10 protein-coding genes are annotated in these 11,695 nt (G+C 37.8%); all 10 read left to right on the forward strand.

What is annotated here, in order from left to right:
* Positions 1 to 130 precede the first annotated feature (130 nt).
* The gene (locus tag G532_RS0113350; RefSeq protein ID WP_027965248.1) at positions 131 to 1,084 is read left to right on the forward strand and encodes an LCP family glycopolymer transferase; all 954 of its coding nucleotides are present in this window, start codon (positions 131 to 133) and stop codon (positions 1,082 to 1,084) included.
* 24 nt (positions 1,085 to 1,108) lie between these two features.
* Positions 1,109 to 1,987: a UTP--glucose-1-phosphate uridylyltransferase GalU gene (gene galU / locus G532_RS0113355; RefSeq protein WP_027965249.1), complete on the forward strand. Its 879-nt coding sequence runs from the start codon at positions 1,109 to 1,111 to the stop codon at positions 1,985 to 1,987.
* A 152-nt stretch (positions 1,988 to 2,139) separates the two neighbouring features.
* Positions 2,140 to 3,261, forward strand: coding sequence for a glycosyltransferase (locus G532_RS0113360; protein ID WP_027965250.1), 1,122 nt, complete (start codon positions 2,140 to 2,142; stop codon positions 3,259 to 3,261).
* Between the two features lie 17 nt (positions 3,262 to 3,278).
* A complete protein-coding gene (locus G532_RS0113365) occupies positions 3,279 to 4,403 on the forward strand; it encodes a glycosyltransferase (protein ID WP_027965251.1) in 1,125 nt (374 codons plus the stop codon).
* An 8-nt stretch (positions 4,404 to 4,411) separates the two neighbouring features.
* Positions 4,412 to 5,245, forward strand: coding sequence for a glycosyltransferase family 2 protein (locus G532_RS15385; RefSeq protein ID WP_051189209.1), 834 nt, complete (start codon positions 4,412 to 4,414; stop codon positions 5,243 to 5,245).
* 1 nt (position 5,246) lies between these two features.
* Positions 5,247 to 6,023: an ABC transporter permease gene (locus G532_RS0113375; protein WP_027965252.1), complete on the forward strand. Its 777-nt coding sequence runs from the start codon at positions 5,247 to 5,249 to the stop codon at positions 6,021 to 6,023.
* A 9-nt stretch (positions 6,024 to 6,032) separates the two neighbouring features.
* On the forward strand, positions 6,033 to 7,622 hold the full coding sequence (locus G532_RS15390) for an ABC transporter ATP-binding protein (protein WP_035513048.1): 1,590 nt from the start codon (positions 6,033 to 6,035) through the stop codon (positions 7,620 to 7,622).
* A gap of 29 nt (positions 7,623 to 7,651) precedes the next feature.
* A complete protein-coding gene (locus G532_RS15395) occupies positions 7,652 to 9,487 on the forward strand; it encodes a glycosyltransferase family 2 protein (RefSeq protein ID WP_051189185.1) in 1,836 nt (611 codons plus the stop codon).
* Between the two features lie 16 nt (positions 9,488 to 9,503).
* A complete protein-coding gene (locus G532_RS0113390) occupies positions 9,504 to 10,298 on the forward strand; it encodes a hypothetical protein (protein WP_027965253.1) in 795 nt (264 codons plus the stop codon).
* Complete coding sequence (locus G532_RS0113395) at positions 10,291 to 11,685, forward strand: ATP-grasp fold amidoligase family protein (protein ID WP_027965254.1); 1,395 nt, start codon at positions 10,291 to 10,293, stop codon at positions 11,683 to 11,685. Before G532_RS0113390 ends, G532_RS0113395 begins: the two co-directional genes overlap by 8 nt.
* Positions 11,686 to 11,695: the final 10 nt, after the last annotated feature.

Raw genomic sequence — 11,695 nt, forward strand, 5'->3', positions numbered from 1 at the left:
TGTGTATGAAATAAAGCTACGATTAAAAAAACTTCATCCTCTCACCAATTTCTCATCAAATTTTAACCCTATCCCCACCTTTTTTGTTGTATACTGTAAATAGATTGGGATAAAAGGGGAATCCGATAATATGGCAGAAACGCGTAAAGAAAGAAATGCAAATAAAAAAAATAAAAAAAGCAAAAAGAAAATTTGGATTATCATATTAATAGTTATACTCATCCTCGCTTTAGCAGCGGGAGGTTATGCTTTACACTTATATAATAAATTAGATGACACAGTAACAGAAATGTATACGCCGCTTGATTCTGACCGTGAAAAGCGAGAAGAAATTGACCAGCGTTTAGATGATAAAGACACCATTAATGTACTAATGCTTGGGGTGGATGAGCGCGAAGGAGACAGGGGACGTTCCGATACGATGATTTTTGCCTCACTTAACCCAGATACAAATGAAATGCTCATGTTCAGCATCCCTCGGGATACGTATGTGAATATTCCTGGACGTGGCGAAGATAAAATCAACCACGCGTATGCTTTTGGAGGATCTGAATTAGCAGTACAAACGGTAGAGAACTTCTTAGACACAACGATTCACTTTTACTCTCGTGTGAATATGGACGGACTAGAAGATGACGTTGATGCCCTTGGAGGCGTGACGGTGAATAACGACCGTGAGTTTTCCCACAATGGTAATACATTTCCTGTTGGAGAAATCAGTTTAGACGGAAGCGAAGCACTTAGTTATTCCAGAGAACGTAAACAAGACCCACAAGGTGACCTAGGTCGTAACGATCGCCAACAAAAAATCATCGACTCTATGGTACAAGAAGCGATGTCCTTTGATTCTTTCACACGAATCGATAGCGTACTAACAGCCGTCGGATCAAATGTTGAGACAAATATGCAAATGGCGGAAATGCGGAAGATGTTCATGGATTATCGTGGAACAAGAGACGAAACCATTCGTGAAGAAATTAACGGTTCTGGCCAAATGATGGGCGGAGTCTGGTATTATGTCGTTTCTGACGAAGAAAAGTCTCGCGTACGCACGATGGTGCAAGAACATATGGACAAACAATAACACCAAACATCTAGGAGGCATAGAATGACACAAATTAAAAAAGCAATTATCCCGGCTGCAGGACTTGGAACAAGATTTTTACCAGCTACAAAAGCTCTTCCAAAAGAAATGCTTCCAATTGTAGATAAGCCTACGATCCAGTACATTGTCGAAGAGGCAATTGAATCGGGAATCGAAGACATCATCATCGTTACCGGTAAAGGGAAACGCGCAATTGAGGATCATTTTGACGTGTCGCTAGAACTAGAAGAGACTTTAGAGAAAAAAGGTAAGTTTGACCTATTAGAGAAGGTGCGCAAATCTTCCAACGTCGATATCCACTATATTCGTCAAAAAGAACCAAAAGGACTTGGACATGCTGTTTGGTGTGCACGCAAGTTTATCGGAAACGACCCATTTGCGGTCCTTCTAGGTGACGATATCGTTCGAGCAGAAACACCGGGGTTAAAGCAATTAATTGACCAATACAACACCCATCAAAAATCAATTATTGGTGTTCAACAAGTTCCAGATGGGGAAACCAATCGTTATGGAATTATTGACCCCCTTGATAAAGATGGTAGGCTATATAAAGTTAATACTTTCGTAGAAAAACCAGCTCTCGGTCAAGAACCATCAAATCTTGCTATTATGGGCCGGTACATTTTAAATCCACAAATCATGGATTACTTAGAAAAACAAGAATTTGGCGCAGGAAATGAAATTCAGTTAACAGATGCGATTCAGCGCTTAAACGAGGAACAGTCTGTTTATGCTTATGATTTTGAAGGTCGTCGTTATGATGTAGGGGAAATTAAAGGTTTCTTAAAAACGATGATCGAAATGTCATTGGAGCGCGAAGATATTCGTGAAGATTTACTCCCATTTTTAGAGGAAATAACGAGACTTCATCAACCCAAATAACTATTTCATCTCCCGATTAGCATTTCGGGAGATTTTTTGTTACATATTCTTCTATAAGCTAGTATAATGAAGAGTTGAATATTCATGATTGGAGTACAGCATGTTTTATCTGATCGAAAAATCGTAAATGTCTAATAAAGGGTAGGTATACTGTGGATAAAAAAATTAAAGTAGTATTCTTCATCTATTATCTCGGTTCAGGTGGGGCAGGGAGAACATTTTTAAATATTTTAAATAATATCGATCAAGAGAGGTTCGAACCTGTACTGGTCACCTGTAATTTTGAAGGTACATATGAACCCTATTTAAATGAAAATATTAGATTTATAAAATTAAAATCAAGTAGGCTGAGAAAAGCAATCATCCCACTTGCCAAAATCCTCCGTAAAGAAAAAGCAGATATCGTCTTTAGCACGATTCCAAACTATAATATGATTGCGATTTTTGCGAAACTTTTATCATTTAGTAAAGCCAAAATAATTGTACGAGAAGCGGCTTATCTAGGTGGAACAAAAAAATCAGACCGAACCCTGAAAATATATGGATTATTTTATCGATTTTCTAGTAAAATCATCGCGTTGTCAGAAGGGGTAAAACAAAATTTAATTCACAAATACGGCGCTGATCAGGCCAAAGTATCCGTGATCTATAATCCGATTGATTTAGACCATATAAAAAAACAGTCACGGAAAGAAGAGCTTCCAGAACCGTATCAATTTTTGTTAGACAGTAAGAAGAAGAAAATAGTTACTGCTGGTAGAATGGTCGATGATAAAGACCACCAAACTTTACTAAACGCATTTCAACGAGTGCAACGGGAGCTTGATACAGAATTAATCATCATGGGGGAAGGCCCATTAAGAGAGAAGCTCATAGAACAATCGAGAGCATTGGATATAGAAGATCGAGTTCACTTTATCGGTTTTCAACAAAATCCGTATACGTTCTTTCGTTTGGCTGATGTTTTTGTACTTACTTCTAAGAAAGAAGGCTTCGGGCATGTCATTGCAGAAGCTCTTGCAACCGGGACACCAGTAGTCACAACCGATGCTAAGCCTGGAGCAGCAGAGGTATTAATGCAAGGGGAATATGGAAGAATAGTAGAAATTGGGGATGTGGAAAGTTTAGCAGAGCAATTGACTATTATACTAACTACCGACCCACAAGAAATAGAAGCAATTCGTGAAAAAGGTTTACAGCGTGTCGAGGATTTTGAAGCAAAGACAATCGTCAAGCAATATGAAAATGTATTTGATGAAGTAGCTAATATGTAACAGATGGGACTGACTCTATGAGAGCTGACAAAAAAATTGTACATTTAACGTCGGTGCATCACCCGTATGACCCAAGGATTTTTCATAAACAATGCCAATCCTTAAAAGAAGCGGGCTATGATGTGACCTTGCTGGCGAAAGCTTCTGAGGAAAATAAGATTACACCAGTGAAGCATATAGAGCTTACAAATTATCAGTCAAAATTTAAACGAATGATCAAAGGGAACTTAGAAGTGTACAAAAAAGCAAAGCAGTTAAATGCTGACCTTTATCACTTCCATGATCCGGAACTAATGCTTGCTGCAAGACTACTAAAACGTCGAAATAATGTAGTTGTCTATGATATACATGAAGACTTTGTTACAAGTCTTATAAAGAAGGATTATTTAAAAAAGCCTGTAAAAAAGCTTATTAAGTATACCTTTCGCACGATCGAGAAAATGTTAACGAGCAAATTCAAAAAAGTGATTGCCGAAAAATATTACCAAGAAATTTATCCAGATGCGCATATGGTACTTAATTATCCGGTAGTAAATGAAGCGTTCTTAAATCATACAAAAACAGAGGAAGCACCGGAATGCCGAGTGTTGTATACTGGAAATGTAGATGAACAACGTGGGGCGTTTATCCACGCGGAACTTCCAAGAATCCATGAGAATGTCCACGTTCATTTAGTCGGAAAATGCCCGAAGCAGTTCGCAGAAGCAATCGATGAAATAGCTAGCAGTCAAAAAGACCGAATCCATATTAATGGAATCGATCAGTTTATCAAAAAAGAAGAAATAGACCAAACCTATCTCAGTCGGAACTGGTTGGCAGGACTCGCTTTATTTCCGCCAACAGACCATTACTTGAAAAAAGAACTAACAAAGTTCTTTGAGTACATGAATGCAGGAATCCCGATTCTTTGCTCAAACTTTCCGAAATGGAAAGAGTTTGTAGAACGATATCAATGTGGTCTAGTTGTAGATCCATATGATGAAAAAGAAATCCATGATGCAATCGAGTATCTATATAATCATCCGGAGCAGGCGAAAGCGATGGGTGAAAATGGGAAGCAAGCTGTGTTAGAAGAATTAAACTGGCAAACACAGGCGGACCATTTAGTTAAATTATATGATTCTTGGTTACAATTGAACTAGGTGATGAAATGACGAATAATAATGATATAACATATGATGAACATGCCCCGCTCGTGTCAGTAATTACACCAACCTTTAACGCGGAGGGGTCGATTCGTGATACAATTGAGTCTGTATTAGAACAAACATTTACGAACTTTGAAGTCATCGTAGTAGATGATTGCTCGCAAGACCAAACGGTGGAGATTATCCAAGACTTTGTTAACCAAGATGCTCGTGTGAAATGTATCCAATTAGAAACAAACCAAGGAGCTGCCATTGCTCGTAATACAGCAATAGATCACGCCCAAGGGAGATACATAGCATTCCTAGATAGCGATGATCTTTGGTTTCCTGACAAATTAGAAAAACAACTAACATTCATGCAAGAAAATGACGTAGCCTTTTCGTTTACGAAGTATGTACGAATGCGTGATGACGGTTCATTAACGAGCAATATCTCAAGAGCTCCGGAAACAGTAGGTTATTCTGACTTAATGAAGCATTGTGTAATTGGATGCCTTACAGTTATGATCGACCGAGAGAAAACTGGAAAAATCGCTATGAAAAATATCCGTAGAAGACAGGATTATGCTTTGTGGCTCACATTAACAAGTGAAGGCTATCTAGCATACGGTATTCCTGAGGTTCTAGCAAAGTATCGCTTGGGGTCCAATACGGTATCAAGTAATAAATTTAAAGCTGCTAAAGGGCAGTGGTTCGTCTATCGTAAAATTGAAAAACAGAACCTACTAAAGAGTGCTTACTATTTTATGCACTATGCAACACATGGATTGAAGAATAAATTAAAGTCTAGTAAAAAAACTAGAAGTGACGGTAGTATAGGTGGTGCCAATCAATAGTATGAAATCGTATATAGAAGAGATTATTAGAAGGAAAGACTTACTATTTTATTTAGTGAAATCCGGCTTAAAGGCAGAGCACCGAAATAGTTATTTAGGCTATTTTTGGTGGCTTCTTGATCCATTATTAAACGTGATGGTGTATTACTTCTTAGTAGTGGTTATATTAGACCGTGGTGGGGAAAATTATGCTGTATTTTTAGTAATTGGATTGGTTGCGTGGCGTTGGATCAGTTCTAGTATAAACAGCTCCGCAAAATCGATACTTAGGTACAGTTCGATCATTAATCAGGTGTACTTACCTAAGTCGGTATTTCCATTAACCTTTACCTTTTCGCAGCTTTTCAACTTCCTCTTTGGTTTAGTTGTAGTAGCTATATTTTTGATGGTATTCGGGATTACACCAGGTTGGCAAGTCGTTTATTTACCGTTAATTATATTAGTAACAGCTGTTTTTTTACTTACAGTTGGTCTGATTTTAGGGTATGTAACAGTCTTTGTGCGAGACATTGATAATATCTTAACGCACGTAATTCGAATCTTTTTCTACGCTTCTCCTATCATTTGGGAAGGTGGAAGATTGGGCCCAGAGTATGATTGGATTACGAAATACAATCCAATTGCGGTTATAGTAGAATCCTACCGAAACGTATTAATGTATAATTCGAACCCCCATTTCATCGGGTTAGGGATCATATTTGGTCTCTCCATCGTGATCGGGGCATTTACAATTTATTATTATAGTAAAAACGAACATAAAATTATTAAAGCATTATAAAGGAAGTAGATGGTTAGCATGAATAACGAAAATGTACCTCGTGTCATTAAAGCAAAAAATATAGGTGTTGCTTTTGAGAATCGGGATGAAGATGACCTGAAATCAAAGGCTTTTCGTTTATTTTCAAAACCAAAATCGGATAAAGAGAAACAAGAAGAAAAAACGTGGGCTCTAGAAGACATCACTTTTGATGGATATGAAGGTGAAATTTTAGGAATCATTGGTTCAAATGGTGCCGGTAAAACGACGATCAGTAAAGTAATAACTGGAATTTTGCGAGAAGATCGTGGTTCGATAGAAGTCGACGGCAATGTGACCGCGCTTTTCTCTTACGGAATGGGATTCAATCCTGAATTAACGGGAAAAGAGAATGTTTATTTAAACGGAATGATGCTAGGAATTGAGAAAGATAAAATTAATGAATATATCGATGAGATCCATGAATTTTCAGAGCTTGAAGGCTTTTTGTATCAACCGATGAAGTATTACTCTAGTGGAATGAAAGCACGTCTAGGGTTTAGTGTTGCTTCTCACCTCCAACCAGAGATTCTTATTTTAGACGAGGCTTTGAATACAGGTGATGCACGTTTCGGAAAAAAGGCTGCTCAGAAACTTAAAGAATTAGTGAAAAACGCTAAGATGGTGATCATTGTTACCCATAGTTTGAATTTTGCCAGAAGAAACTGTGACCGCTTAATTTGGTTTGAAAAAGGGAAAGTAAAAGAGGATGGAGATCCAAAAGAAATAATCGATAAGTACCGAGCTTCTATACCTCCAGCTCGAACGAGACCTCAAAAAAGCTTAAACTTGAATAAGACGGAAACCAATGTTAAAAATCGTGCAGTAATTAAAGCAGAAAATGTTGGCGTGAAATTTAGGCTCAACAAAGAAGATTTCTGGGCAATGAAAAACCTTTCCTTTGAAATTAATGAGGGGGAAGTAGTTGGTATTATTGGACATAACGGAGCTGGAAAAAGTACGTTGTGTAAATTACTAACCCATATTTACCTTCCTGACGAGGGTAATTTAGAAGTGAATGGAGATACTTCGAGTTTACTTGGTTATGGTACTGGTTTTAACCCCCAGTTAACCGGGCGCGATAACATCTATCTAAACGCGATGTTGCTTGGGATTTCTAAGAAGAAAATTAGCGAGAAATTTGATGAAATTGTCGAGTTCTCTGGTATAGAAAAAGCAATCGACCGCCCAGTGAAAAGCTACTCTAGTGGGATGAAATCTAGATTAGGTTTTAGTATTGCGGCTGTCTTAAAGCCTGATATTTTCATTATTGATGAGGCTTTATCTACTGGAGATGTTGAATTTAAACAAAAGGCTAGTGAACGGATTCAAGAGATGATGGAACGAGCGAAAGCGGTTATCATTGTTTCTCACAGCATGGGCTTTGTTGAAAAGATCTGTACACGTGCTATTTGGATGGAAAAAGGTTTAATTGTACGTGATGGCGACGCAGAGCAGGTCGTCCAAGAATACCGCGAAGCAACTGGTACCACAAATAAAAACAATGTGAAGTTAAATAGAAGAAGAAAAACGAAAAGTAATAATAGAAGTAACACAGAAAACCAACAAGCTTCTAAATAATTAAGTGAAGGATAAAGGTGGTAAATACAGTGAAACGAGCTGCTAAAAGTGTTGTGAAAAAAGGCATAGATGTAACGATGTATTCCGTTTTTTCGGAAAAACAACGTAAGAAGATCGGCGATTTATTACCTGAAAACCAGAAACGGTTTATTCAAAAGCTTTCTAAAAACGGTGAAAAGTACAAGCGGAAACAAAAGCTAAAGCAACTACGCTACCATTTATACACTTTAGGCTTTGAAGAACGTGCACTTGGAGACCTAAAAGCATTATACGAAGAAGAGACAATGGCTTACTTCAAAAGAAGAATTGCATTTGAAATCGCACTTTGGCACATGAATCATCAAACAGCGGAAGAAGCAAAATTAGCTGTTCCGTATTTAAAAGAAGCCGCTTTCCAAGAATCCGACCAAGATCAACTGCGAAGAATTACTATTTTGATAGCCGAGTCCTCTACTTTATTAGAACGTAAAGACTTAGCACAGGATGTCCTATTGCGTTTATTAGAAAAGCATCAGCATCCTGACATTTATTTAGGTTTAGTAAATACGGAAGATACAATTGATGCCAAGTTAAATTGGTTGAACCAGGCGATGGAAATGTATGAGTTAATGCCGGTTAGCTTTGATTCTTCAAGTGTAGAAACACAGTATGATGATTTAACAATGGAAGAAATGCCACTTGCGAAGATCAATGGCCCTAAAGTATCGGTGATTATTCCAGCTTACAATGCAGGAGAAGGAATTCGGACAGCGATTGAATCCATCTTACATCAAACATGGTCTAACCTTGAATTATTGGTTGTTGATGATCATAGCACTGATCACACCAGAGATGTTGTGCTAGAGTATGCTAACCAGGATGCGCGAGTGACTTTACTTCAAACACCTGTAAATAGCGGACCTTATGTAGCTAGAAATGTTGCATTAAAGGAAGCGACTGGAGAGTTTGTCACGATTAATGATTCAGATGATTGGTCGCACGTCGAAAAAATAGCGAGACAAGCTGAACATTTGGTGTCTAATCCAAAAGTAATCGCCAATACATCTGAACATGCACGACTTACAGAAGAGTTGACCTTCTTTAGAAGAGGGACACCAGGACGTTACATTTTCCCGAATATGTCGTCGATTATGTTTAGAAGAAAGCCAGTGATAGAAGAACTAGGTTATTGGGATCCTGTGCGTTTTGCGGCGGACGGAGAATTTAAGCGTAGATTGATTCAACAGTTTGGTAAGTTTAAATATGTGGACTTAGAAACAGGTCCTGTATCGATGCCGAGACAAACAACTTCATCACTCACAGGAAGCTCCGCATTTGGTTATAACGGTCATTTTAAAGGGGTTCGTAAATTCTATGTAGAAAGTATGGAGCATTATCATCACTCGAACTTACCGTTATATTATCCATTTACTCAAGCAGAGCGCCCGTTTTACGTTCCTGAACCAATGTGGCCTGTTCGAGAAGAAAAACAAGAAGGATTTAGAGACTTCGATGTGATTGTATGTGCAGACTTCCGTACGGTATTTAACGAAGATATTAAGACTTACGATTATATCAAGAAGCTAATAGCAAGCGATAAGAAGGTCGGCTTTGTTCAATTTTATAAATACGATTTGGAGGAAGAAAGGGGCATAAGTTCTCGACTTCATTCGTTATTGTATCAAGCAAACGATGCCCACGTTTTAGTTTACGGCGAAAAAGCATTCGCTGATCAAATAGTCATATTAGATGACGCCGTACTGCAAGACGACCAAAAGTATGTGCCAGCGTTCACTGGTGAGGAATTATTGATTTCCGACATCCGATTAGGAGAAGCACTGAAACAAAAATTCCAAGTAAATGATATAAATCAACTGAACTTATAAAGAATGGAGTAATGGGATGAATAATCGGACAGTAAATCAATCGAATAAAGAAAAGATCGCATTACTCCGTTCGGAAAAAGAAGCATTATTAAAGAAACGAAAAGAATCAGAAGAACAACTGTCTAAGCAACAATTAGCTGTTGCAAAGGTGAAGCAATTATTCAACAAACCAACAACAAATTCTTTTTCGTATAAAACAACCAAGCAGTCAGTGAACGATCCGATTGAAAATCCGGTAGAATCTTTGTCTAATAGTTTTCCAGATTATAAATTGGATGTTGTTTTAATAGGGGATATTCAAGAACAACGAGATTCTTTACTAAAGCAATTTAGTCATTTTCAACAAACTGGGATGTCAGTCGGTTTCATTCACATAGGGGAGCAGGAATTTTATGGTGAAGTTAAAGAGCAGTTAGAGACATTACATGTTAAATGGCTGCCTATAGAAAGTACTGTGGAAAGCTCCCTATTAGTAGTCTATGACTATAATCTATTAAATGAGAAGGAGAGCTTAGCGCTAGATCTTAAAACCGATATCGTAAAAGTCGTTATATTAGATGGGTCATCTTTTGATTCCAAAAATATCAGGCGTGCTCAACAAAATTTATTAGATATGGTCAATCAAAAAGGAAAATGGTATACATTTAATCAACAAGCAGAAACTAATCTTGTAGATCGTCATTCCAAAGTAGCGAAGCAATTAACGTTAGCCAAGCAACACTGGGAACCCGTCACGAAGGATAAAAAGACATACCAACACTTTATCAATCAGTTTATCTTCACGAAAAAGGAGGTAATTTCACATGAGTGAGCATAATAATCCAAATGACCATCAATCCTTACAAGAAGAAGACGCACTAGAAGAAATGTACAGATTAGAAAAAGAGATTGCTAGTTTGCATGCTGAAATTACCTCGAATGAGAATAAAACGTCACAAATCACAAGTAGTCGCGTAGGGAAATTTACGCGGCTATTAAATGTATTTGGATGGAAAAGAGTTTCAGCAAGCCGAATGGATCAACTTCATGCAAAGATCGAACAATTACATAAAAGGCTACGAGAAGTAGAAACAAAGCTCGTCGCAACTTCCGTTGACCAAACAAATTATAAAACAAGTCAAATGATGGCGAGTTTAAGACAAGAAGAAAGTAAGGGTACATTATTAGAGGTGGCAGATCGTATCGTTGATCAAAAGCTACAGCACGAAAAGAACTACCACCAAGCATTAGACTATATAGCACGTCTCTTTCAAAAAGAGGATCTAACCTATAAACAAGTAGCCTATAAAAAAATCTTAAAAGGACTATCTGCTAGTGAGATTACAGAGTTTATGGTTAGAAGCGGATTTGACCAACCTGCCCTTCCAATTAAGCAAGCGGCTTCCTTTCGTGCAAGTTTAACGATGCGAATGCGTCAGTTGCAACTGCAGCCACCTCTTTTAGATTGGGTATTAGATGAAAAAGAAGAGGCGACTCATTTTGCATCGAAGCTTGAGTTTTCTTTGCCAAAGACCGCTGATGAGCATTATTCCATCGCAACTTTGCCAACAGATACTGGTATTGTCGTAAAACCGAAAACGGGAGCTGGAGCAAGAGGGGTTTACTTAATTCATAAAGAGGATTACATCATTGATCTAAAACGAAATAAAAAGTTGCAGTCATGGGACGAGCTCCATAACCAAATGAATGTAGATTTAGAAACTGGTTGGGTAGATGAAGATCAGTGGATGATCGAAGAGTTACTATATGAAAATTCCGAAGAGCTTATTCCAGCGAGAGATATAAAATTTTACACCTTCTACGGAAAAGTTGGGTTAATTTTAGAAATTGTCCGTTATCCGGAGCTTAAATATTGTTGGTGGAATCGCGATGGAGAACGTGTTCTAACTGGTAAGTACAACGATCAATTATTTGTTGGAAATGGTGTGTCTGAATCGGAAATTAATAAAGTAGAAGAAGCAAGTTTAGAGATTCCTGCACCTTTTGTGAGAATGGATTTCTTACACGCTGATCGAGGATTAATCTTTGGAGAATTTACGCCGAAACCAGGAAATTATGATGAGTTTAACGAAGAGACTGACCAGCTACTTGGAGAATTGTTCTTAGAAGCAGAGAACAAATTGACGACAGACTTATTCAAAGGTAAGAACTTTGGACTTTATAAAGAATTTTTAAAAGAGATCAATTGGAAAGAGTAAAGGATGTGAA

Source organism: Halalkalibacillus halophilus DSM 18494 (assembly GCF_000423105.1).
GTDB classification, from domain to species: Bacteria; Bacillota; Bacilli; order Bacillales; family Alkalibacillaceae; genus Halalkalibacillus; species Halalkalibacillus halophilus.

What these genes read in the sequence shown, in the direction of transcription:
- G532_RS0113350 (WP_027965248.1), top strand. Translation starts at nt 131, where the DNA reads ATGGCAGAAACGCGTAAAGAAAGAAATGCAAATAAAAAAAATAAAAAA.
- galU (WP_027965249.1), top strand. Translation starts at nt 1,109, where the DNA reads ATGACACAAATTAAAAAAGCAATTATCCCGGCTGCAGGACTTGGAACA.
- G532_RS0113365 (WP_027965251.1), top strand. Translation starts at nt 3,279, where the DNA reads ATGAGAGCTGACAAAAAAATTGTACATTTAACGTCGGTGCATCACCCG.
- G532_RS15385 (WP_051189209.1), top strand. Translation starts at nt 4,412, where the DNA reads ATGACGAATAATAATGATATAACATATGATGAACATGCCCCGCTCGTG.
- G532_RS0113375 (WP_027965252.1), top strand. Translation starts at nt 5,247, where the DNA reads ATGAAATCGTATATAGAAGAGATTATTAGAAGGAAAGACTTACTATTT.
- G532_RS15390 (WP_035513048.1), top strand. Translation starts at nt 6,033, where the DNA reads ATGGTTAGCATGAATAACGAAAATGTACCTCGTGTCATTAAAGCAAAA.
- G532_RS0113390 (WP_027965253.1), top strand. Translation starts at nt 9,504, where the DNA reads ATGAATAATCGGACAGTAAATCAATCGAATAAAGAAAAGATCGCATTA.
- G532_RS0113395 (WP_027965254.1), top strand. Translation starts at nt 10,291, where the DNA reads ATGAGTGAGCATAATAATCCAAATGACCATCAATCCTTACAAGAAGAA.